Here is a 23,663-nt window from a genome sequence, read left to right on the forward strand (position 1 = left end):
ATGCGATACAGGGTAGTGCACCTTATCTGACTTTCGACGGTGGTCGTACTCGTGCAGTTGATACTAATGGTCTGCTTGGGATTACACTATCTAACGGAGCTAATTACACGCCTTCTAATAATACTTCATCTACAACCCCAATCGTCTTGCCGGTTGCGGGTCAGAGTTTTGCTGATATTCGTATGTTCGTTCCTACTGATACAAATTCAGTCGCTTTGAGTTCTCTTATCGGTCCTCCTAATAATTATTGGGGTGATGATGATGGTGATGCTGACGTTACTGCTACAGGTACGTTAAGTTTATCTATCGTCGATAAAAGCGGTCAAACGGTATCACGTAGTACAGTGCCAGAGATTTGTAACGCACCTTATCGTGTTATGTTATCCAGTACTGACGGTACATTATCTACTCGTTATGGCGTTCCTAATCGTAGTACTTTCAATGCCAGTAATGTGACTTATTACGTCAATCCTAAGGCTGCGCCTGTGGTTTGTTTTGCCAGACCTAATTTGAATTTGGGTACTGGTCAATATGCAGGTCCAGCTTCAATGTGGGACCCTGCTAATGGTTTTATCCCTCAGTCAACTGAGCCATCACTTTACGGTAGAAACTTTCCTACAACTGGTGCTAATGGATTGTACTTTGATTTAGACATTGGTGGTGGAGGTTCGTTGTCTTGGTCTCCAGTGTCTCATGGTGGTATTACTGCTACCATGACAAATTCACCAGTTATTACAGGAGGGGTTCGTGTTACTTTAACTGGTCCTTACGCTACCGAATCCCAGCATAATTCAGACAGTCCTAGTCCTATTTCTAACCCTACTTTGCCTCAGACTTTCGAGTTGGTCGGTCGTGATAGTAATGGTACTCCAGTTGTCAAATATGGTTTTACTTTGAAGCAGTGGTTCGTGAACCGTGGTTCTAAGCGGGACACTTATTCTAATACATTATCTTGGTGTAATAGTATTGGTTATCGTCTTGTTAAGGTAAAGGATTTAACCAATGCATCTTGTCGTGGTATCGGTTCAGGCGATTCGTGTAGTGGTTCAGTCGGCGCCACTCCTTCTTCTCCTAATAATCTTTACATGCGTCATATAGGTTCTGGATTTTTCACGGAGTGGGGTCGTATGGACACTTACTCAGGCGTTGGCTTCCTCAGCCGTTGGTACTGGACTAGTGACCCGAATGGTAGGTACCAGTTTATCGTGGACACAGACAACGGTAACGTGAGTCAGAGCTACAACGACAGCTACGGACTTTGCTCCCATCCTTAGTTTTTATTTCTTCGTCCTTAATCCTTAGGGCGGGGGCGGGGGTGATAAAAAATAGTATTAGGTGATTAAAAGTAAGCTGACTCGAAGAGTCAACGTCGTTTAGCCATAAAAAAAGCGATTTTGCGGCTAAGCGACGTTTGAATTACCCGCCTCGGCGGGTTTATTTTTGAGGTGTTTTATCGCAAAAAAAGTTGAGGAGCGGGGTTTTTGATATAAAAAAACTCACTTATTGGTGAATAAGTGAGTTTGATTAACTTTGTCGAAACTATTTAACTGGACGCATTGTTGGGAATAAAATGACGTCCCGAATGGTATGGCTATTGGTAAATAGCATTACGGTTCGGTCAATCCCAATTCCTAGCCCTGCTGTTGGCGGTAAGCCATGTTCTAATGCGGTGATGTAATCTTCATCATAAAACATTGCTTCATCATCACCCGCGTCTTTTTGTGATACTTGGTCGGCAAAACGTTGTGCTTGGTCTTCGGCATCATTAAGTTCTGAGAAGCCGTTACCAATTTCACGTCCACCAATAAAGAATTCAAAGCGGTCTGTTACAAATGGGTTTTCATCGTTTCGACGAGCAAGTGGTGAGACTTCTGCCGGGTATTCGGTGATAAATGTTGGTTGAATGAGGTTTGCTTCAGCCACTTCTTCAAATATTTCAGTTACCACTCGACCAAGTCCCCAGCCTTTTTCAACTTTGATTCCCACTGCTTTTGCAATCGCACAGGCTTTGTCAAAATCATCTAAATCAGCATTATTGGTTTCTGGGCGATAATGGCAGATTGCTTCACGCATGGTCATTTTGATAAATGGTTTGCCGAAATCAAAAGTATGTTCGCCATATTGCACTACGGCATTCCCCGTCACGGCAATGGCTAAACGACGGAATAACGCTTCAGTTAATACGATCAAATCTTTATAATCGGCATAAGCCATATACATTTCCATCATGGTGAATTCAGGATTATGTCTTGGCGATACCCCTTCGTTTCGGAAATTGCGGTTGATTTCAAATACACGCTCAAATCCACCTACTACTAGACGTTTTAAGTAAAGTTCTGGCGCAATTCGTAAATACATGTCTAGATCAAGCGCATTATGGTGCGTAATAAATGGTTTGGCTGATGCACCACCTGGGATGACTTGCATCATTGGGGTTTCAACTTCCATAAAGTGGTTTTCTAACATAAAGTTACGAATTTCAGTTACCACTTTTGAGCGCGCAATAAAGGTGTCACGTGATTGTTGATTAGTAATTAAATCAAGGTAACGTTGACGATAGCGCATTTCTTGATCTGCTAAGCCATGGAATTTATCGGGTAATGGGCGTAATGCTTTTGTTAGTAGGCGGATTTCTTCACAGTGGATTGATAGTTCGCCTGTTTTGGTTTTGAATAAGTAGCCTTTAGCCCCAACGATGTCACCAAGATCCCATTTTTTGAATTGTTCGTTGTAGTAGTTTTCGGGTAGATCATCACGAGTGACATAGAGTTGGATTTGCCCTGCAACATCTTGTAATGATACAAATGAGGCTTTACCCATAATACGGCGCATCATCATTCGACCCGCAACGGTTACAGTAATTTTGTTTTCAATTAACTCTTCGTTAGTTTTTTCATCATACAATTTATGAAGATCGCTTGAAATTGCGTCACGACGGAAATCATTCGGGAAAGCAATGCCTTGTTCGCGAATTGCAGCTAGCTTTTCACGACGTATTGTAAGCTCGTTATTTAACTCTTCAATATGGTTTTGTTGCTCTTGCTGTGTTGACATAATTTTACCTTTTATTTATCACCAGTTATAAACCGGCTTTTAAGCTTTCTTCAATAAATTGATCTAAATCGCCGTCTAATACGGCTTGAGTATTGCGTGTTTCAACGCCGGTGCGTAAGTCTTTGATTCGTGAATCATCAAGTACATACGAACGAATTTGGCTGCCCCAACCAATGTCAGATTTGTTTTCTTCCATTTGTTGTTTTTCGGCATTCTTTTTGTGCATTTCAAGCTCATACAGTTTGGCTTTTAACTGTTTCATGGCCTGATCTTTATTGCTATGTTGCGAGCGGTTATTTTGACATTGTGTCACAATTCCCGTTGGTACGTGGGTAATACGTACAGCAGATTCGGTTTTATTAACATGCTGACCACCCGCGCCCGATGCCCGATAAACGTCAATGCGTAGATCGGCTGGATTGATGTCGATATCAATATTGTCATCAACTTCTGGATAGACAAATACCGATGCAAATGAGGTATGACGGCGGTTTCCTGAGTCAAATGGGCTTTTTCGTACTAAGCGGTGCACACCGGTTTCAGTGCGTAACCAACCATAAGCATAATCGCCGGTTACTTTGATTGTGGCTGATTTTATGCCAGCTACATCGCCGTCTGATACTTCCATCACTTCGGTTGTAAAACCTTTCGATTCAGCCCAGCGTAAGTACATTCGCAGTAACATCTCCGCCCAATCTTGGGCTTCAGTACCCCCTGAGCCTGATTGGATATCTAAGTAACAGTCAGCACTGTCATAATCACCCGAAAACATTCGGCGAAATTCAAGACCGGCTAGTTTTTTTTCGAGTTGTTCAACTTCTTGATTGGCTTCGTCAAAAGTGTCTTGATCTTCTGCTTCAATAGCAAGTTCAAGTAGACCTTCGACGTCGTCCAGACCTTGTTCTAAGGTATTGATGGTATTGATGATATCTTCTAGCGCGACGCGTTCTTTGCCTAATGCTTGTGCCTTTTCTGGATCGGCCCAAACTTCGGATTGTTCTAGTTCGGCATTGACTTCCTCTAGACGCTCTTTTTTGAGGTCATAGTCAAAGATACCCCCGAATGACATTCGTTCGTTCGGTTAATTCGGTTATTTTTGATTTGATAGGATTAATTTCAAACATGTTTTGCTATTTTTGCTGTTTTTAACTAATCGTACATTGTAACGGATTTAAGTATAACTTAGCAATGACTTTGCTTTAGCCATTTGAGTAAATGCGATCGTTTAACGCTATGCTAAAAAATAAAAATGACGCATAAAGCGTCATTTTTTAGGTTTATTTGAGATGATTATTTTTTGGCTGCTGCATATAATTGAGCGACTTTGTCCCAATTGATGACATTCCAAAATGCACCAATGTAATCCGCACGGCGGTTTTGGTATTTTAAGTAGTAAGCATGTTCCCAAACATCAAGCGCTAGAATTGGTGTGCCTGAAACGCCGGCAAATTTTTCGCCCATAATTGGGGTATCTTGATTCGCGGTTGACACGACTTCAAGTTTGTCATTTTTCAATACTAACCACGCCCAACCTGAACCAAAACGGGTTGCAGCCGCTGCTGAGAATTTTTCTTTAAACGCATCAACCGAACCAAAATCTTTTTCTATTGCCGCTTTAAGTTCGCCCTTAAGCTCGGTTCCAATTTTTAGCAGTTCCCAAAATAGGGTGTGATTAACGTGACCACCGACATTGTTTTTAATTCCAGTCAATTTGTCTGCTGGTACTTTGTCTAAATTTTTTAATAATGTTTCTGGACAAAAATCGTTTAATTCAGCAGGTAGGGTTTCTAATAATGCGTTGGCATTGTTTACGTAAGTTTGATGATGTTTATCATGGTGTAGATGCATTGTTTCAGTATCAATATAAGGTTCTAAAGCATCATAAGCATAAGGTAGAGGGGGTAGTGTGTAAGCCATGGAATCGCTCCTTTCATCTAATCGGAATTATTAACTACATTATTTTATGAGTATACGAACTATCAATATATCTCACAAACTATTACTTAGATAGCTGGTGGCTATCCTAATTTTTGTTTAATTTTCGTTACTTATGATTTTTTGATGATATAGCTTTGGATTGTTTCTATATCATCATCAAATTTATTATTTTTGGGTCTGTGATAAAAGGCTTAACTTGTCTAGAAATCCAAAAAGCTTTTGATTCATTTCAGAATAGTCATGTAAACGAAGTTGCTGGGGAGTATCAATAAAACGGTATTTCTCGGCTTGTTTTAGGTCGTTTTCAGAGTGAGCAATAAGTTGTTCAACCACGTCATGGGTTAGCTCCATATGACATTGGAAACCATACACGAATGGACCATAGGCAATGATTTGCCGTGGACAGCCTTCACTATAGGCAATGATTTTGGCATCTTGAGTTAAACCCGGCATATCATTGTGCCAGTGGCCGACCGCCAAACTATCACCGAAATGCGCAAAAAGCGGATTTTTTTTGCCTGCTTCAGTCAACGTAATTGGGAATTTGCCAATCTCTTTTTCCGGACTATGCTCGAAATGTGCACCTAAGGCTTCACCAATTAATTGCGAGCCAAGACAGACACCGATGACTATTTTTTGTGATTTGATTGCCGTAGATATGATGGCTTGCTCGGCTAATGAGTCAAAATGTGGACACTCTTTTTTAGTCGTTGCTGGTGATTGAGGACCACCCATAATAATCAACATATCAATCTTATCTATCTTATCGGGAAGCGGCTCACCAAGATAAACACGAGAATAACTAATGGTGTGTTGATGCATTTTTGCCCATTGCTCATATGCGCCAGGTGCTTCGAAATCTTCGTGGATGATAAAGTGCACATGCATTGGTCAATCTCCTTTAATCTTATCGATTCTATTTTATATCGAATATGGACAATTAAACGCGAAGTTTATTATGAATCTTTTATTATGAAATGTGAAGATTTGGCGTTTTGTGGGGGAGATATTTGGTATAAAAATCTGCTTTAGTCGGATTTAGAATTCGTAAAATTGGTTTTTGTGAGAGATTTTATGGTTTTACTACAAAAGTTAATCAAGTAGAAAAAAGACATATTGTAAAAAATAATTGGGTAGATATTGAATATCATTATATTATTGGAAGAAAAGAATAGGGAAAAATTAATATCTATGAAGCACATCCCCGAATTAAAGTCGAAATTCAATCAGTTCAATAAGATTATAAATGGATGACAATATGAAATTATTAAAGATCTTAATAATACTATTACTATTAATTAAAGGTTTTACCCAAATTCTTATTTGCAACGATGATCCTACTGTCTTTTTGGCGCTAAAATTGAATCCTCTTTCTGAAAATTATAATTATATTAATTATTTAAGTCACAATAGTTATTATGTTTTGTTTCCTGATGAAAATGAAATGATAGGACAAAATATCATTGATATGATTTATAAGATTCCTTTAATTCTTTATATTTCAGTTTTACTTATACTGTTTTTTTTAAAACGTAAAAATACAAAAGAGAAAACCCTATGAAGCAATTTTTACCACATATTACTTTTTTGATATTTTTTTGCTTTTTATAAAGCGGTTAATTAACCACAATTATTAAGTAACGAAATAAAGAAACAGTTACTCGAAAGAAGATTAGATAATTATGATATATCGTAACTTATAAACAAAGACATCAAAGAATTATATTTTATCTAACCCAATTAGATAATAAATGGTATTTAACCATTCTAGATTTTTATACTATGGATTGCAGTGCATAAAATGCGTGGTAATAAAAAAATATATCGGCAAAAATTAGACTAAATTCCTATAATACCAAAGATAAAGATGATGAAAATGAAAATAAACCGCACTAAAATTAAAAACTATTTGATTAGTTTATTTTTAGCAATTTTTTTACCATTCGGTTGTAATGCCTACGAAAATCAATATATAGATACAAAATTTGTCTATGAAGCACAATATGATCGAAATAATGATTATTTTAAATCAAAAGAGTTAGACAAGCTTTTTAAGCTTAATAATGAAGACTATATGCTTCCAGATACTTTTGGTCTTGATGCAGAGTTTTATTATGTTCGACCCATTGAAATTAAAGATAATCATAAAAATTATTATATTCTCTTATATGATAAAAATGACATTTTAAGAGATGTGCTCCCCGTTGCTAATAAATATGTATATTCTATTGATGTTCGATTAGAAAATAATAAAAATGGAATTTGTTTGGGGACATTTGATGAAGAAAATGTTTTTTTTGAGATTGAAAAAATTTATGAAGTCACTAAGGAAATAAAATTAAAACCTTTACCAATTGAGACCAAAATATTGGACTGCCCTATACCTGCTGATTATAATACTGAGGATAATATAGGTATGGAAGATTACTTCAAATATGGCGTATTAGGCAATAGAAAATTATAGTTTTAAAAAAGAATTAGTTTTAAATAGTTTTATAGAAAATCAACATAAAAATCCTGAATAATGATATACCAATTTATTGCGACTAAATGATATATAATTATTCAGGATTTTTTTACTATGGATTGCCGTGCATAATATGCGTGATAATAAAAAAGTATATTGGCAAAAATTGTTAATATTCATAGTAACTTATCAATTAAAAATCCACCTAAAATAAATTCACTATTATCTGAAATCAGGTATATACTCTCCATAAATTCTGAAAACCGCACTCATATACTGCACCCGTTATTCTATACAAGCATTTTTTAAAGTACGGGGGAGTAAAAAATGTACAAGGAATATTGGCAATGAGATTGATAATAGTATGTATAACCCTCTTATTTATGAGTAATCAAATGGCGAATAGCCAACCGATTAATAAAAATAAAAAAGACGATCTTATTACCCAAATTATGCAAGCTCCGCTTGCCAGCCCGCCAATTGGTGATAAACATGTTTTATATCCCTTTGCAACACATTGGCAACATGCAGAAACAGAAAGTGAACGTTCGGGGAATGAAAAGGCTTTTGATGAATTAGCCGGAAATTTAGATAAGCAGTCCCAATCAGAACAATCCTATAAGATTACTTTAACCCAAGAAAATTTAAAGCAGATTGTTCAGGATTCCTATGATATCCCATTTAATATCAACGATATTTTAAACCAGAAGATTACAGTTCATGTGGAAAAAATAGCCGGCTTTCCTCAGTTTGATCTGTTTCTACTCACCACCGAGAACCTTGAGTTAGAATGCAACCATTGCGAGTATGGAAGACACCTTATTTTTCAATCCATTATCTCTATCAGCTCTGATCAAATTGTGGATAAATTAGCAGCCACTTACGAATATGGAAATGATCTGGGTAGAAGCTATCGATTTTTCTATTATGATAATGGGAAAATAATTATTAGGGATTTTGGTAGTGATGAGACAGACAGTGCTGCTAATGAAAAAAGAACATACCAACTGACACCCCAAGGCAAATTCATCCGCTATTATGATACTAATGGTTCTTTTCAAAATACAGATCTTAATGATACAGAGGAAGGTTTAGTTCAAAACCATACTCGCGAGGGGGTATGGATAGAGATAACAGGCAGTAAATATGCGCCTTTAGGTATCGGTTATATTTATCTCGAATCGGAATACAAAAATGGCCTGCCTGCTGGTATTTGGAAATGTCATCAATTAGAACAACAATATAATGAACTGTATGAACCCATCTTATCCACTCGCAAAAAAGGCAAACTTTTGTACACAGAAACCTATAAAGACGGTGAGCTTGTCGAACGCAAATTTGTGGATAAAGAAATTGATGAATTGAATTAAAGATTGTGTAGTAAACAAACGATTATTATGCTTATCACCCTCATAAATATGAATGGTGGTAAGTAAACAATATTACCTCACGGCTATTGGCAGGAGGTAACAGAAGAGTAAGCTAAGTCATTATCTTGTTTAGTTAAATTTCTTTTACAACACTATAATTTAACAATTGATGATGTAAAATGTCACGAAGATTTATGTGCAAAAGATCCAAATGAAGGAAAAGATGTATATAAAAAAATGATGAATTATTGGCATTAATTATATAAAAAAATTTAACAGTTTAAGAGTAAAATAATGAATAAATTTTTAATACTGATAACAAGCTTATTAATAATTTTCTCTTGTAAAGCGCAAGATGAGATTACCAATATTTCTAAGTCATGTCATGATTTAAAATTTCGAAATCTAATTTATTATCAAATGTGTTTAGATTGGAATTTAAGTGCAGACAATATTCTCGAAATTACTCAAAATAAGCACGAAGAGTACTTACCTGATGATGTTAATTTTGAACATTTCTATGGTTTTACCCCTGATGGTATCTATATTAAAGCTGAATTAACGAAAAATAATAAACTTTATGATATCCTGTTAGGTTCGCAGTCATGGTTTTTACTTACCGATAAGCACACTGAACAATCACAACTATATTCTTATCGAGATCCTAAAAATTCTCGATACTTTCTAGGGGACTTTGTCACCGAAGCATTAGTCGAACAACATCCTGAGTTAGAAGAACGCTACAAACAACATTATCAAACAGCAATTAACACTATTTCGCAATATCAACCAACTACCTTAAAAGATTTTAATGGTCATTATTTTTCCACTAATTTAACTGTTACTATTAGTGATACTAAGATTAAACTCAATACGCTTGATTATGATTTACCATTATTCCTAAAAGACGATGACAATATTTGCGCCTATCAAAGATTAGCAAAAGAACAAACACAAGGCGATTTTATCTTTACCCTGTTTATTAAGGATAAAAAATATTATTTTCAATCACCAGACTTTATGGATAATAAAATGATTGAAGTTTATAAAAGAGATTAAAAATGAAGAAACATATCCTTCTTTTTCTGTTTTTTATGCTAATTATCATCGGTAGTTCAAATGGCAGTACGAAAAATACCGCCATTCAACATACTTTGCTTTTACATCTGATGGGTTAAAGAAATTTTATTCTTATGATGAAAATACGGGTACTTATAAAATAAATGCTCAATTTTTGGAAAAAAAGAATTTACCCAATTAGAAAAAAATATTAAGCCTAAAAATTTTCATGATTATTATTCAATATCAAAATATTATTACCCTGTGTTAGACGTTTCAATTGGTTTACAAAGAGTTACAGGGATTATATACGAAGGATGGGTTGAGTCAGAATATCCCTGTTTATTTTTTCAAATAAACAGTTATGATCATGCAGGAAATAGGATTGATGCTTTATTAATAGACAATAGATTCACATTTGAAGTCACCTACTGGAATGATTTTGCCATTGATAAAGATGGAAATATATTCATTCAAGAATTTTCTAAAAATGAGGTTTTAATTGATGATAGAGGAAATATTATCAAACACACCACAGTACCTAAAATAGAATCACATTTATTAAAATTTAAAATAAATAAAAATGGCAATTTTGAATCGATCCATTAAATAGTAAATACAATCATTTGGATGAAAAAAAACTAAAAAAATTTTAATTATGAGCAATTTTAAAAAGAATTTAAATTTACTATTTGCAATAGTATTCATTTCATGTTCATGCAATACAAGTTTTGCAGACGAAAATGAACATGATTTTAATAAAACTTTATCAACTGATAGTGCTTCATGTCAAAAACCTATAATAGAGTATTTTCCAAATGGAAAATTAAAATTATCAGGATGTCAAGGAAGTTATAATGGTACAGGAATCCAAGTTGGGTTATGGAAAAAATATAATGAAAAAGGGGAATTGATAGAAACTACATATTACCACCCCGACGAGTTCGGTAAAGACTACAAAATCATTACGCAATATGAAAGAAATAAAATAATATCTAAAAAAATATACAACTTTGATGATTTGTACGAAGTCGAGTTAAAGGAACTTTCAACTATACCTAAATAATAATTCAATCCTTGGATATTAGTCCAATCAATAGATTAATCTTAATATAAAAGCATGATAAAGAATAACAATGTAGATTGGAAATAATGAATAAATTTTTAATACTTTTAATTAGGTTTCGTAACTTCTCCAAAAGAACTAATGAAAGTTATTTATTCCATTTTTATACACCCGAAGGCTCTGACGCTTTAGAGGCGATAGATTAGTGATGAAAAAAAAGAGCATTTTTGCTGACCCGCATTTAAACCCGAAAAAATATTGAATTGATAGAAAAATTGATAGATGTATATGGATAAGAGGAATACTAAAAAAAATACAAGATATTGATTTATAATCAAATAGAGATGTATAGATATGAGATAAAGTGAAAAGTTGGCTCCTCCAACAGGACTTGAACCTGTGACATACGGATTAACAGTCCGCCGTTCTACCGACTGAACTATGGAGGAACCGAAATGTAGCGCGCATATTATAGATTTAATCGCCCCATGTCAACTGTTAAATTTTTTTAACTGTATTTTTAACGCATTTATGATGATTCACGATTGTTTTGAATAGGGCTTTTTGTCTAAGTAATTGCTGAGGGTGTGAGCCAAGTTCGCCTTGCGGGATGGGTTGTTTTTGGTAGTATTTGATCCAATAAGGAATAATTTGGCCAGTCGCAGAATCTTTGAAATTCATTGGATAGCGCTGAAAATAGTCTTCACCTGATGGGTATTTAAAGGCATAAGTAATTAATTCGCTACAGTAAAATCCTTCATCTTCAGCACGGAAACTATGGTTATAGGGCAATCCTAAACACGTTTTAACTCGGGTTATTGCATTTTTGATGACTGAATCATCATAAATGGTTGCGACCAGATTATATTTAGCCCTCGCTAAAAAGTCATTAAGGGGTTGTTGAATCACTCCATGCTGTTGAGTGGCTTCTATGACGATATTATTACCAATATATAATCCAACATGGTTTATCTGTTTGATTATTTCATCCGTGTCGGCACCAGAATGCGTCACTGCGGTATTGAATTCGCTTTCTTCATTCTGGGCTTGGAAAATAATATCGCCAATTTGCATGGTTATTTGCGTGCGTGGTGGCGCCATAATGAGAACATTACGCAAGTTGCAATAATAAATTTAGCTGCATCAACACCAACGAAAGGTAAGTAGCCGACTTTTAATGCTTCGATAAGTGAAATATGCAAATATCCCATTAGATAAACGACACCAAATACAAATAAGAGTTGATGTGCACAAGCAAAGGCAATTAATCCTAAAATAAAGTGACGATCGTACCCTTTTTCTGCAGCAAAACCGGCTAAATAAGCACTAAATATATAACCATACAAATAACCTGATGACGGTGAAGCTAATGCCATAATTCCACCGCTACCGTTAGCGAATAGTGGTAATCCCATTGCACCTAAAAAGAGATATTGAAGTATGGTTAATGCACCTAGTTTACGACCTAAAAAAGCGCCAATTAACAATACGGCTAACGATTGAAGTGTGAATGGTACTGGGTATGTGGGAATACTGATATTAGCTGCTAACCCTAGCAGTAGGGCCGCCCCTGTAGTTGCACACAGTTTGCGTTGCCAAGATGATAAGTTAAATAGTGTATTGATATAAGTTGGATAATATGTTGTGAGTTTCATTATTTTCTACCATTAAAAGATAAACAGTAGTGCAATAATAATACAAAAATTTATAATGTAAACTCTTTTGTTTCAAAAAAGTTTACATTATTCTTTAATCTATTTAAATAAATAGTGACGTTATACTAAGTAAGGGTTAGTCATTCGTTCATTACCAAAGCTCGACATCGGGCCATGACCAGGTACAAAGATAAAATCGTCGCCTAATGGAAAGAGTTTATGGGTAATTGATGAGATCAGATCTGCATGATTTCCGCGAGGAAAGTCGGTTCGTCCAATACTGCTTTTGAACAGCACATCACCCACAAACGCAATTTTATCTTGTTTGTTAATAAATACGATATGGCCCGGAGTATGACCTGGGCAGAATAAAACATCTAAAGTGACATTTCCTACTTTTATTTGTTCACCTTCGGTTAACCAGCGATCGGGTAAAAAGCTATCAATGTGAGGAAAACCAAATTGTATGCATTGTTGTGGTAAGCCTGACAGTAAAAATTCATCTTCTTGGCTAGGGCCAATAATTTTAACGTTATAGTGTTTAGCTAATTCCACCGCTGCACCAACATGATCTAAATGACCGTGGGTAAGCAGTATTTGTTTAATATCTACATTAAGCTTTTCAACTGCTTTTTTTAGTAGTTCTGGCTCACCACCTGGGTCGATAAATGCGGCTTGATTTGTTTCATCACACCAAATAATGCTACAGTTTTCTTGAAAAGCTGTAACGGGAATGATTTGATACTGAAACATATTGTTATCTCCTTGTTGTTTAGTGCCGAGCCGTTAAATTTTGACCATCTTCTTTTGTTAATTGAGCAAAGATTATGCTTGATAGCATAGTTACCACACCTAGTATAACAAAGGATAGCTGAAATGCGTGAATAGTCGTTGTTGAGTTGCTAAATAATCTAACCAATACCGCACCAAAGCCAGTACCAAAACTAATAGCTAATTGTTGATTGACCGCCATTAAACTATTGCCACTGCTAGTGTTTTCGCCTTGTAGGTTAGCTAAAGTTATACTATTCATTGAGGTAAATTGCATTGAGTTAACGCCACCAATACAAAATAGTAAAATACCTAATATGACTAGTGGTGTGGTTAGATTTAATAATGACAGTAAAAGAATCAATATTCCCGCCAAAATAGTATTAGCAACCAGCACAAAACGATAACCTAATCGAGCTAATAATTTGGTAATAAAAAAGCGTGTAAAAATTGAAGCGATCGCCATTGGTACTAACATCATTCCGGCAAACATGGCTGAATAGCCAAATCCAACCTGTAAAAATAACGGAATAAGAAAAGGTACACCTGAAATACCTAAGCGACAAACTAAATTCCCGATAATGCCAATTTTGAATGTACGGATATTGAATAATGAGAGTGGAAACAGCGGTGCTTGTCTCTTTTTGGCGTAGCTACGATAAATAAAGAGAAATACGATGCTAATAATAGCAAGCGATAGCGGTAAATAATATTGTTGGCCTTCATTTAAACATTCAATACTCAGCGTCGCGCTGATGAAGGTAATAACAATAAAAATAAATCCAAATGCGTCAAAAGGCATGTGTTCACCTTTTAGGTTCGGCATATATTTTAAGCTGACAAGTACGCCTAAAATACCAATGGGCAAATTAATCAAAAAGACCCAATGCCAACTTACCATATCAACCAAATAACCACCTAAAACAGGTCCGAGTACTGGTCCAATTAATCCGGGAATGGTGGCAGTATTTAATGCGGATAAAAACTCATTACGTTTAAATGCCTTAATTAAAACCAAACGGGAAACGGGGACCATCATTGAGCCACCAATGCCTTGAATTACTCTTGATATATCTAAGAATATTAACGAATTAGATAGCGCACAAAGCAATGATCCTAATGTAAAGAGTGCGACCGCCATGACAAACACGTTTTTGGTACCAAATTTGTCAGATAAAAACCCACTTACCGGAATAAATAGTGCCAAGGTTAATGCGTAACAAATTACCGCTGATTGCATATTTAATGGCGATTCATTGAGATCTTTAGCCATGGTTGGCAGCGCAGTATTTAAAATCGAGGTATCAAGCGATTGCATAAAAAAAGCAAAGGCTGCAATCCAAGGTAATATTCGATAGACAAAAGGAGGTAATTCGCGATTCATTTTATTCAGCCTAATGTTATTAAATTGCACGAATGATATGCTTAGCGCTAAGATTATGCTCTCTTACCTTTATGATTGGGTAAGAGAGCCCATGAATGCTATTTTATGATAATTAATTATTAGCTTTTTTCTTATCTTTAACCGGTTTGCCTTGCCAATAACCCGCCAAGAGTGAGCCAGAAATATTGTGCCAAACAGAAAATACCGCAGCTGGCAGTGCTGATAAAGCTGAAAAATAGGTGGTACCCAGTGTTGCAGCTAATGCTGAGTTTTGCATTCCCACTTCTAAAGACATGGTTCGGCAGGTCGATTCATCAAATCCAAATAAACGTCCTCCCCAATAACCACCTAACAAACCAATTCCATTATGGATGATTACGGCAAAAATGACCGTGATACCGACTTGACCAATGAGCGCATGACTACCCGCTACCACTATGCAAATAATTAATAAAATACATAACATTGAGAGTAATGGTAGGAAGCGCTCACATTTTTTTACTACTGAATATAAAAAGTGATGAACAATTAATCCCAATAATATTGGAACAAGTACGATTTGGACAATATGTACTAACATATCCCATACTGGTACTTCAACAGTGGTGCCGACTAATAGTAGTGTAAGTAGCGGGGTGACCACGACACCAACAAGTGTTGATACTGATGAGATGGTGACCGATAAAGCCACATCACCCTTAGCCAGATAAATCATTACATTCGAGGCGGTTCCACTCGCAACACTACCAACTAAAACCATGCCAACTAATAACTCAGGTCGCATGGTAAATAATTTAGATAAGATCAATGCGGTTAGTGGCATAACAATATAATGCAGTAGGGTGCAAATTATTACCGCTTTAGGTTTGGTAACGACGCGTTTAAAATCATCAATACTTAACGTTACGCCCATGGTAAACATGACAAACATTAATAGTTGTGATGTATGGGGGCGAATTGGAAGGAATGCGTTAGGTAAAAAATAGGCGATTATTGCGCAAAGCACTGCCCATAATGGAAATAATCGAGTAAGTGAAATAAGGGATTGCACAAATAACTGACTATAGCGTCGAGACATAAGCACCACCTTGTGGCTGAATAATTTTTTAATAATTATATGGTTAAGTTTGATTTAGTATTTCCATTTTATTGATTCTATTAAATAGCGTCAAGGTATTTGTTAGAATTGTGTCGCGTATTTCTATCGGATTTTCAGGACGTAATTGACAAAGAATCTTAAAAATATCGACAATATTTTCTGGTCGATTGATTTGTCCTTGCCGGCCACTTAACGGCATGTCAGGTGCATCGGTTTCTAACACTAAACTTTCGAGCGGTAATTTGGCGATGGTTTGACGAGTTTTATTGGCTCGCGCATAGCTTATTACGCCACCCACACCAATGTAATAGCCTAATTTAACAAATTGCATGGCTTGTTGATAACTTCCAGAAAAACCGTGGATCACGCCACGATAGGGTAAATTGGCTTGATGTAATTCATGATAGATAACATCGTGTGTTTTGCGGGAATGGATTAAAACCGGTAAATCAAAGCGCTTGGCTATACTCAATTGCGCTCGGAAAAAATTAAGTTGCTGTTGCCACGCAATCGAGTTGTCATAACGATCCAAACCGATTTCGCCAATAGCGACTATTTTTTTTAAGTGAGTACTAACTTTATCTACTAATATTTCAAGGTCAGTAGGGGAGTGTTGATATATAGGATGTAGGCCAAGTGCAGCATAAAGTTCATGATACTGTCCGCTGAGTTGCAAAATTTGGCTAAAATGATCAGCACATACGGCCGGAATAATTAAACCAGTAATCTGAGCTTGGCGAATGTGGTTGATTGAATTATCTAAATCGGTAACAAAAGCAGGAAAATTGAAATGGCAATGTGTATCAATAAACATAATGCCTCCTATTCTTCGACTTGATGTAATAATACCGGTAATAAAAATCGCTGAGCAAGATGGGTTATTTGCTCAATTAATTCATTGTTCAACTCAGGGTATAATCTTGCGTAATAACTATCACATTCAGCGGAGTGAAATTGTCCACCTTGCCATGCATTTAATAATTTACTGATGGCTTTTTCACTCGGCTCAATTTCTGCTGTTTTTGGATTATATGCGGTAATTAACCAACTCCATGCGCTTTGTAATGGTAACAACATCGGTTGATTAATACCTTGTATATAACCGTCAACCAAATCAGTTAATATTGCTAAAGCTTGGTTAGCATCAATGTGTGAAAAACGCCATTGGTTGTCTTCTCGCCCATATAATCGACTTTGGCTTTTATCTGTATTTAAAATACAATAAATTAAATGGTCAATCCATAATGATATACCATCACGGATAGAGAGATTAGTCGGTCGCCAAGTTAAAATGCCATCTTGTTGAACATGAGTTAACCATCCTTGTAATTGATAATGTTGTTTATCTATCGAAATGGTTAAATTCACCTCTGACGTTGAAAGATCGGTTCGCTCTTTAATGATTTTGTTGGCTAATGGCTGTAATAATTCACATTGTTCATCATAAATAATCTCACCAAAAGCTCCATCTGGTAATTCACCCGTCAATGTTAGGCGTTGATACAAATTATCAGTTGAGTCCTTAGTGATCATCTCATTTAGAATCTGTAAATTGAGTTGATAGCGTTTCAAGCTATCTAGGCTAAAGTTTTCGGCATCGGGTAATGTGTCATCTAAATAATTGATATAAAAATTAAAGCGTTTTTGTAAAAAAAATCGAATAGAGTGTTGATAAAATCGCTTTAGTTCATCCAAATTGATGTTATCAACAACCATATTGGTGATATCACTGATAAATGATTGGCTTTCCCCTGCTTTTAACGCTGCTGGTAACCACTCATCGGCATAACTTCTGGGCTCATTTAAGAAATTTAGCGGATTAAATGGGGTGCGGGTATGCAATGTTTTTAATTTATCTATTAGATGATTTTTTTTAGTGGAATTTTCATCCGTTGCATAATACTGCACAATATAATCCCAAAGTTCATCAACCAATACCGATGGATAACGTTCGCTATCATCTTTCATATCACGGCCAATATAACTGATATAGAGTTGATTTTGTGCCGATAAAATAGCTTCTAAAAATAGATAACGATCATCAATGCGTCGACTACGATCGCCGCGTCTTGGATTTTGTGCAATTAAATCAAAATCTAAAGGTAATGATGTTCTTGGGTAGTCACCATCGTTCATACCTAATAAGCAAACCAATTTAAACGGAATAGAACGCATTGGCATCATAGTACAAAAGTTTATTTTACCAACTAAGAATCGATGCGCTAAATGGCTTTGTTCCAATCGGGTTTGCATTGCATCATGTAAGACGGTTATCGAAATATTGTCGGTAAAATTGGCATTTAAACCACTGCTGATCAGTTTTTCCCACTCTTCTTGGATCATGAGTAAAATTGATTCACGCGAGGTATTGCTAACAAAGAAGTCATTGATAAGCTCAATACAGCAACTTTGCCATTCAGATAACGGTTTGTCTTCACTTAAAATATTTAGCCATTTACGTACAGATTTTATAAATTCTGCTAATTGGCCGATTAATTCGGCATCTAATCCTGTAGCCCCATCATAAGGTAATATCTGTTGCCAGCCACCTTGTTCACTATTCATGGTATAACCAAGTAGTAAGCGCTCAAGACCAAATAGCCAACTGTGAGCATTTTCGAGACCAAAACGAATACCAGACTCAATAATCCAAGTATGTAATAAAGTTAGTTGTGGCTCACTTATGGTAAATTTTTCAGCAATTGCTGGGATTTCTAGCAGGTTAAATAACTCTTCGGCAGTAAAGCGGCTTTCAGTAAAGTTTAAAATAGCAAAAAATCCTTGCACAATTGGATCGATGTTACGCGCTTTTTGATCGGAAATGGTAAATGGTAAATGACGTTGTCCTTCAGCATTTCCAAATACGGATCGAATATAAGGTACATACTTATCAATATCTGAAACCATGACAATACAATCACGTAATTCCAGTGTAGGATCGGCATCAAATGCCGATAATAGATAATCATAAAGTACTTCGACTTCCCGCTGTTCGCTATGACAAGCATGAAATGTTATCGATCTATCTTGGTTATCGATTTCATCTACTGGTGCTTCACGGTAGAGCTCTAAAATATCTTGCTGAATAGCATGTAATAGGCAATTACGTTCATTGTCGACAAAGAGATCAATATCCTGCTTATTTTGAAACTCTTGCAATAAAAATAGGTTATCTCGTCCCAATTTTCCCCACGATGTCAGTAGTGGGTTTTGTGTATCCGATATTTCAACAATATCTCCCCAATACCATTTACAAGGGTTGTTAAACATGAGGTGAACATCTATATGTTGTCCAAGTGCGGATAATAGTGATAGATAAATTGGGGGCAAAGAGGTGATGCCAAAAATATAAATCCGCTTAGGTAAATTGTTTAATCGGGCGCGATCAAAGTCACTATCTAACATAATCTCTAACATTTGTTGATAAATGTTAGCACGATGATAGGGTTGGCTAATCGAGATGAGTTGACGCCATAATTCCGCTTGCCACTTCTCATCCGGATGGTTGTTCAATTCAGTGACTGTTTGATTGGCTTCCCATTTGGCTAGCCAGTCTGGGCGATAAACTAAATACTGGTCAAATAATTTTGCTATGCGAGTTGCTAATTGGTACTGTTTTCGTTCTTCTTTATCAATATTAAGATAAAATTTTATTGTTTCAAATTCTGGCCGCTCAATAATTTTTGGCAATAGATAATATAAACGCCAAGTCATTGATTCGACATTATAACTATTTTCAATTGGTGCCTCAGGCAGAAGGGCTTGGTATAACTGCCAAATAAATTGACTCGGAAAGGGAAAATCAACATTAGCCACAATACCAAGATCGTTAGCCAATTCAATTTGTAACCACTGCGCCATCCCTTGGCTTTGCACAATGACCATATCAGGTGTAAATACTTGCTCTAATGGGTCTCTGCGCATTAATTCGCTGACTAATGATTTGAGTAAATCGACTTGATTAGAATGATAAATAGTAAACATGGTTACATTAGTTTTAATATTATTAAATTGATTATCGCCGATTGTTATTAATAAATCCAGTTACGTATAGGCGGTGTTTTTTATATCGTAATAATTCTTATAACATCCAACTCGCTTTTGTAAAAAAAGTTGAGGAGTGGGGTTTTTGGGGTCTAAATTCTGTTTTGAAATATTATCTCAAATAAATAATTCTGCTCTAACTATGGCGCTTTTTAGTAGCTGTATTTTTCCATTAAAAAAAGTTGAGGAGCGGGGTTTTTGAGGTTTTAAATTTTACTTAAAAAATTATTAAAATATCAAAATCACTGAATTTCTAATTCAAAGCTCTAAAATAAAATTTTTGAGGATCAATCGCTCTAATTTTAAAGATTTGTAATTGCAATATCTTTAATTAAAACATAAGTTAATCAAATACCGGTTAGATCCTTTTTAGATCCTATTTACAAAAGTTAACGTAAATGAGCGAAAAAAAGTGTTGCATCGTGTTTTTCCAATCACTATACTTTTTACACGGTTTTAGCTACTAGGCTAAAATTTGACAGAAAAGTATAAAATCGCAAATAAATCAAAAAATTACTTGACAAGGTAGTCTAAAATGCATTATAATTTTCAACAGGCAACAGGCAACCTGGCCAACCTATCTTTTAAATTCGTCTAAGTCTAGCACCCAGTTTAATTTTTTCACTGAAACTTATTTTTCCACGCAATCAAATGAAATTCTGCGAATTTTCGCGCAATCGCTTCCGCGATCCTTTTCTCGATCGTTTAGCGGATCCTCTTTTCGCACCTTCGATTTTTCTAAATTATCCCGGCAGATTGTTTTTTTCGTGGCGTTTTTCCTTCCTTTTTCGGGCCACGCATTAACTTCACAGACAACTAAGAATGCGATACAGGGTAGTGCACCGTATTTGACTTTCGATGGTGGTCGTACTCGTGTTGTTAATACAAACGGTCTGCTTGGGATTACACTATCTAACGGAGCTAATTACACGCCTTCTAACAATCCTTCATCTTCTTCAAGACCTATCGTCTTGCCGGCTGCGGGTCAGAGTTTTGCTGATATAGGTATGTTGGTTCCTACTGATACTAATTCAGTCGCTTTAAGTTCTCTTATCGGTCCTCCTTATAATTATTGGGGAGATGATGATGGAGATTCTGGCGTTACTGCTACAGGTTCTTTAAGTTTATCTATCGTCGATAGAAACAATCGGCCTGTATCACGTAATACTGTGTTAACGACATGTAATGGTTCTGCACCTTATAGGATTAAGTTATCTAGTACTAACGGTACATTATCTACTCGTTATGGTTTTCCTAATCGTAGTACTTTCCGTGAAAGTAATGTGACTTATTACGTCAATCCTAAGCCTGGTTCCTCAGTTTGTGTTAAATTTGCCAGACCTAATTTGACTTACGGTACAGGTAATTATGCTGGCCCAGCTTCAATGTGGGACCCCTCTAATGGTTTTATCCCTCAGTCAACTGACCCGTCACTTTACGGTAGAAACTTTCCTACAACTGGTGCTAATGGATTGTACTTTGATTTACTCATTACCGGTAGTAGTCAGCCATTGTCTTGGTCTCCTGTTTCTCAGGGAGGTATCACAGTCACAATGTCTAATTCTACTGCTACAAGCGTTCGTGTTACTTTAACTGGTCCTTACGCTACCACATCCCAGCATAGTTCAGACAATCCTGGTCTTATTTCTAAACCTACTTTGCCTCAGACATTCGAGTTGGTCGGTCGTGATAGTAATGGTGCTCCAGTCGTAAAATATGGTTTTACTTTGAAGCAGTGGTTCGTCAACCGAGGTACTATATCTGACACTTATTCTAATACATTATCTTGGTGTAATCGTATTGGTTATCGAGTACCTCGCGTAAAGGATTTAACCAATGCATCTTGTCGTGGTACTAATTCAAGTTCTTACTGTCAGGGTTCCGTCGGCGCCACTCCTTCTTCTCCTAATAATCTTTACATGCGTCATATAGGTTCTGGCTTTTTCACGGAGTGGGGCTCTATGGACGGTTACTCTGGCGTTGGCTCCTACAGTTGGTACTGGACTAGTGACCCGCATGGTAGTAACCAGTTTGTCGTGAACACCAGCAACGGGCGCGTGACTTGGTACTACAACGGCGACTACGGGCTTTGTGCCTATCCTTAGTTCTTATTCCTTCGTCCTTAATCCTTAGGGTGGGGGTGATAAAAAATAGTGTTGAGTCATTAAAAGTAAGCTGACTCAAGGAGTCAACGTCGTTTAGCCATAAAAAGCGATTTTGCGGCTAAGCGGCAAAAATGCTGGGCACCGAGTGTGGTGGTTAAAAATATAGATATTAAAGGAGTAATATAAAATGAATATTGAAGATAAAATCGCGTTAAGTAAAAGGCCGGTTCAGTTTATTGCTGAAGGTAATTTTTTAAAGCTTTATAATCAATCATTATATGTGGTTCAGCAATTATTGGGTTTTAACTTAAAGGTAACGGCAAAGTATATAAAAAAAATTGATGAAATTATTATTTGCGGTGGATTTCCTACCCGTTCTATTACTAAACGCTATCCCAATGCCAGCCCTAATTTAACGGGTTATGAGTTATTGGGTGATTATGATTTAAGTGGTTATGAATTATGGTACCAAAAGCATTGCCAAATACCGAAGCAGAAAACACCACAATCCCTTCTCACAACATCCCAAGAGATAAACGAACAGTTAAACGAATTTCGCGATATGAATAAACCCTTAACGGTTCAGCATCTATTATTTTTACAATCATGGCAGGCAAATAAATACCCTGCCATGGTAGATAGTGCGTTTATTCAGGAGTTGAAGAATTATTTTAGCGAATTGCATTAATAGCAGAGCACACTGTGCCTGATGGCGCTATCGGATAGGATTTATCAAATCCGCTGATAGAAAAAAGGCTATAAATAAGGTCTGTATATTTTACGTAGAGCTTGATGTCGAAGATAAATCATACACCCCAACTAGGGTGTTTTTTTATGTTTTTTATCTAAAAAAAAGTTGAGGAGTGGGGTTTTTGGGAGGCTAAATTCTGCTTTGCAATGTTGTCTCAAATAAATAATTCGGCTTTAAGCTATGGCGTTTTAGCCGTTTTTTACACCAAAAAAAGTTGAGGAGTGGGGTTTTTGGGTTCAAAATTCTACTTAGCAATGTTGTCTTAAATAAATAATTCTGCTTTAAACTGTGGCTTTTTTTAGTAGCCGTTTTTTTACATCAAAAAAAGTTGAGGAACGGGGTTTTTGAAGGGAAAGTTGTGTTTTTTAGTTATCAAATGATGTGATTAAGTCGCTAATAAAAAAGGCTACAATTTATTAATTTGTAACCTTTATTGCTTTGTTGAATGATCAACGTATATTTTATTGACCCATACGACGCGTTAATTCGATAACACGTATTTTTGCTAAGGCTTTTGACAGTTCAGCAGATGCTTGAGCAAAAGACATATCATCGCTTGGGTGATTAATGTGTTCTTGTGCTTGTCTTACTGCTTCTTGCGCCCTTGCTTCATCTAAGTCTTCACCACGAATAGCGGTATCAGCTAAGATTGTGACCAAAGTTGGTTGTACTTCTAAAATACCACCTGATAGATAGATAAACTCTTCTTCACCATTGGCTTTTACAATCCCGACCATTCCCGGCTTTATGGTGGTCAGTAACGGAGTGTGACCGGGATAAATTCCGAGTTCACCTTCTCGCCCTGTGACTCTGATTCGCTGAACATCACCTGAAAAAAGGTGAGATTCAGCACTAACAACTTCTAATTGATAGGAAGTTAGTGCCATAATGCTCTCTCCG

At 36.2% G+C, this 23,663-nt stretch carries 19 protein-coding genes, 1 tRNA gene and 1 pseudogene; 8 read left to right on the top strand and 13 right to left on the bottom strand.

Going from position 1 to position 23,663, the window contains the following annotated elements:
* Positions 1 to 1,274, top strand: a pseudogene (locus J3U23_RS11095) (hypothetical protein); the annotation flags it as partial.
* 265 nt (positions 1,275 to 1,539) lie between these two features.
* Here the strand turns inward: J3U23_RS11095 and lysS are convergent.
* From lysS to J3U23_RS11115, 4 genes are all read right to left on the bottom strand, one after another.
* The gene (gene lysS / locus J3U23_RS11100; RefSeq protein ID WP_267330522.1) at positions 1,540 to 3,054 is read right to left on the bottom strand and encodes a lysine--tRNA ligase; all 1,515 of its coding nucleotides are present in this window, start codon (positions 3,052 to 3,054) and stop codon (positions 1,540 to 1,542) included.
* 25 nt (positions 3,055 to 3,079) lie between these two features.
* A protein-coding gene (gene prfB, locus J3U23_RS11105; protein WP_324169944.1) for a peptide chain release factor 2 occupies positions 3,080 to 4,178 on the bottom strand; the annotation gives its coding sequence in 2 pieces (ribosomal slippage) (positions 3,080 to 4,102 and positions 4,104 to 4,178; 1,098 coding nt in all).
* A gap of 166 nt (positions 4,179 to 4,344) precedes the next feature.
* Positions 4,345 to 4,971 (bottom strand): Fe-Mn family superoxide dismutase, encoded by a 627-nt coding sequence (locus tag J3U23_RS11110; protein ID WP_065563798.1) that lies wholly within the window; start codon positions 4,969 to 4,971, stop codon positions 4,345 to 4,347.
* A gap of 186 nt (positions 4,972 to 5,157) precedes the next feature.
* Positions 5,158 to 5,880, bottom strand: a complete 723-nt coding sequence (locus tag J3U23_RS11115) for a type 1 glutamine amidotransferase (RefSeq protein WP_267339249.1) — start codon at positions 5,878 to 5,880, stop codon at positions 5,158 to 5,160.
* Between the two features lie 979 nt (positions 5,881 to 6,859).
* On the opposite strand from J3U23_RS11115, the gene J3U23_RS11120 reads away from it, so the two are divergent.
* The 5 genes from J3U23_RS11120 to J3U23_RS11140 all read left to right on the top strand — a co-directional run bounded on the left by J3U23_RS11120 (position 6,860) and on the right by J3U23_RS11140 (position 10,954).
* Entirely contained in the window at positions 6,860 to 7,456 is a 597-nt protein-coding gene (locus tag J3U23_RS11120) for a hypothetical protein (RefSeq protein WP_267339250.1), read from the top strand.
* A 398-nt stretch (positions 7,457 to 7,854) separates the two neighbouring features.
* Positions 7,855 to 8,829 carry a hypothetical protein gene (locus tag J3U23_RS11125; protein ID WP_267339251.1) on the top strand — a complete coding sequence of 325 codons (975 nt, stop codon included), beginning with the start codon at positions 7,855 to 7,857 and terminating at the stop codon, positions 8,827 to 8,829.
* A gap of 294 nt (positions 8,830 to 9,123) precedes the next feature.
* Positions 9,124 to 9,888: a hypothetical protein gene (locus J3U23_RS11130; protein WP_267339252.1), complete on the top strand. Its 765-nt coding sequence runs from the start codon at positions 9,124 to 9,126 to the stop codon at positions 9,886 to 9,888.
* A 264-nt stretch (positions 9,889 to 10,152) separates the two neighbouring features.
* Positions 10,153 to 10,497: a hypothetical protein gene (locus J3U23_RS11135; protein ID WP_267330526.1), complete on the top strand. Its 345-nt coding sequence runs from the start codon at positions 10,153 to 10,155 to the stop codon at positions 10,495 to 10,497.
* A 49-nt stretch (positions 10,498 to 10,546) separates the two neighbouring features.
* Complete coding sequence (locus J3U23_RS11140) at positions 10,547 to 10,954, top strand: hypothetical protein (RefSeq protein ID WP_267330527.1); 408 nt, start codon at positions 10,547 to 10,549, stop codon at positions 10,952 to 10,954.
* 373 nt (positions 10,955 to 11,327) lie between these two features.
* Here J3U23_RS11140 and J3U23_RS11145 read toward each other — a convergent pair.
* The 8 genes from J3U23_RS11145 to recC form a co-directional block, all read right to left on the bottom strand.
* A tRNA-Asn gene (locus tag J3U23_RS11145) sits at positions 11,328 to 11,403 on the bottom strand.
* Positions 11,404 to 11,452: 49 nt separating this feature from the next.
* On the bottom strand, positions 11,453 to 12,055 hold the full coding sequence (locus J3U23_RS11150) for a YiiX/YebB-like N1pC/P60 family cysteine hydrolase (protein WP_267339253.1): 603 nt from the start codon (positions 12,053 to 12,055) through the stop codon (positions 11,453 to 11,455).
* A complete protein-coding gene (locus J3U23_RS11155; protein WP_267330528.1) occupies positions 12,031 to 12,609 on the bottom strand; it encodes a biotin transporter BioY in 579 nt (192 codons plus the stop codon). The genes J3U23_RS11150 and J3U23_RS11155 overlap by 25 nt, the downstream gene beginning before the upstream one ends.
* A 120-nt stretch (positions 12,610 to 12,729) precedes the next feature.
* Positions 12,730 to 13,362: an MBL fold metallo-hydrolase gene (locus J3U23_RS11160; protein WP_065563784.1), complete on the bottom strand. Its 633-nt coding sequence runs from the start codon at positions 13,360 to 13,362 to the stop codon at positions 12,730 to 12,732.
* Between the two features lie 19 nt (positions 13,363 to 13,381).
* Positions 13,382 to 14,764, bottom strand: a complete 1,383-nt coding sequence (locus J3U23_RS11165) for an MFS transporter (protein WP_220225337.1) — start codon at positions 14,762 to 14,764, stop codon at positions 13,382 to 13,384.
* A 112-nt stretch (positions 14,765 to 14,876) separates the two neighbouring features.
* Positions 14,877 to 15,842: a ketopantoate/pantoate/pantothenate transporter PanS gene (gene panS, locus J3U23_RS11170; RefSeq protein ID WP_065733586.1), complete on the bottom strand. Its 966-nt coding sequence runs from the start codon at positions 15,840 to 15,842 to the stop codon at positions 14,877 to 14,879.
* Positions 15,843 to 15,885: 43 nt separating this feature from the next.
* Positions 15,886 to 16,677 (bottom strand): TatD family hydrolase, encoded by a 792-nt coding sequence (locus J3U23_RS11175; RefSeq protein WP_267339254.1) that lies wholly within the window; start codon positions 16,675 to 16,677, stop codon positions 15,886 to 15,888.
* Positions 16,678 to 16,685: 8 nt separating this feature from the next.
* Positions 16,686 to 19,847: an exodeoxyribonuclease V subunit gamma gene (gene recC / locus J3U23_RS11180; protein WP_267339255.1), complete on the bottom strand. Its 3,162-nt coding sequence runs from the start codon at positions 19,845 to 19,847 to the stop codon at positions 16,686 to 16,688.
* An 827-nt stretch (positions 19,848 to 20,674) separates the two neighbouring features.
* Here recC and J3U23_RS11185 point away from each other — a divergent pair.
* Complete coding sequence (locus tag J3U23_RS11185; protein ID WP_267339256.1) at positions 20,675 to 22,012, top strand: hypothetical protein; 1,338 nt, start codon at positions 20,675 to 20,677, stop codon at positions 22,010 to 22,012.
* A gap of 187 nt (positions 22,013 to 22,199) precedes the next feature.
* The gene (locus J3U23_RS11190; RefSeq protein WP_267332111.1) at positions 22,200 to 22,700 is read left to right on the top strand and encodes a hypothetical protein; all 501 of its coding nucleotides are present in this window, start codon (positions 22,200 to 22,202) and stop codon (positions 22,698 to 22,700) included.
* A gap of 524 nt (positions 22,701 to 23,224) precedes the next feature.
* Here the strand turns inward: J3U23_RS11190 and J3U23_RS11195 are convergent.
* Complete coding sequence (locus tag J3U23_RS11195) at positions 23,225 to 23,650, bottom strand: F0F1 ATP synthase subunit epsilon (protein ID WP_065734998.1); 426 nt, start codon at positions 23,648 to 23,650, stop codon at positions 23,225 to 23,227.
* Positions 23,651 to 23,663 lie beyond the last annotated feature (13 nt).

It is taken from the genome of Gilliamella sp. B3367, assembly GCF_026536825.1.
GTDB classification, from domain to species: domain Bacteria; phylum Pseudomonadota; class Gammaproteobacteria; order Enterobacterales; family Orbaceae; genus Gilliamella; species Gilliamella apicola_E.

Coding starts and splice junctions, on each gene's coding strand:
- lysS (WP_267330522.1), bottom strand. CDS start 3,054: ATGTCAACACAGCAAGAGCAACAAAACCATATTGAAGAGTTAAATAAC.
- J3U23_RS11110 (WP_065563798.1), bottom strand. CDS start 4,971: ATGGCTTACACACTACCCCCTCTACCTTATGCTTATGATGCTTTAGAA.
- J3U23_RS11115 (WP_267339249.1), bottom strand. CDS start 5,880: ATGCATGTGCACTTTATCATCCACGAAGATTTCGAAGCACCTGGCGCA.
- J3U23_RS11120 (WP_267339250.1), top strand. CDS start 6,860: ATGATGAAAATGAAAATAAACCGCACTAAAATTAAAAACTATTTGATT.
- J3U23_RS11125 (WP_267339251.1), top strand. CDS start 7,855: ATGGCGAATAGCCAACCGATTAATAAAAATAAAAAAGACGATCTTATT.
- J3U23_RS11130 (WP_267339252.1), top strand. CDS start 9,124: ATGAATAAATTTTTAATACTGATAACAAGCTTATTAATAATTTTCTCT.
- J3U23_RS11140 (WP_267330527.1), top strand. CDS start 10,547: ATGAGCAATTTTAAAAAGAATTTAAATTTACTATTTGCAATAGTATTC.
- J3U23_RS11150 (WP_267339253.1), bottom strand. CDS start 12,055: ATGGCGCCACCACGCACGCAAATAACCATGCAAATTGGCGATATTATT.
- J3U23_RS11155 (WP_267330528.1), bottom strand. CDS start 12,609: ATGAAACTCACAACATATTATCCAACTTATATCAATACACTATTTAAC.
- J3U23_RS11160 (WP_065563784.1), bottom strand. CDS start 13,362: ATGTTTCAGTATCAAATCATTCCCGTTACAGCTTTTCAAGAAAACTGT.
- J3U23_RS11165 (WP_220225337.1), bottom strand. CDS start 14,764: ATGAATCGCGAATTACCTCCTTTTGTCTATCGAATATTACCTTGGATT.
- panS (WP_065733586.1), bottom strand. CDS start 15,842: ATGTCTCGACGCTATAGTCAGTTATTTGTGCAATCCCTTATTTCACTT.
- J3U23_RS11175 (WP_267339254.1), bottom strand. CDS start 16,677: ATGTTTATTGATACACATTGCCATTTCAATTTTCCTGCTTTTGTTACC.
- recC (WP_267339255.1), bottom strand. CDS start 19,847: ATGTTTACTATTTATCATTCTAATCAAGTCGATTTACTCAAATCATTA.
- J3U23_RS11190 (WP_267332111.1), top strand. CDS start 22,200: ATGAATATTGAAGATAAAATCGCGTTAAGTAAAAGGCCGGTTCAGTTT.
- J3U23_RS11195 (WP_065734998.1), bottom strand. CDS start 23,650: ATGGCACTAACTTCCTATCAATTAGAAGTTGTTAGTGCTGAATCTCAC.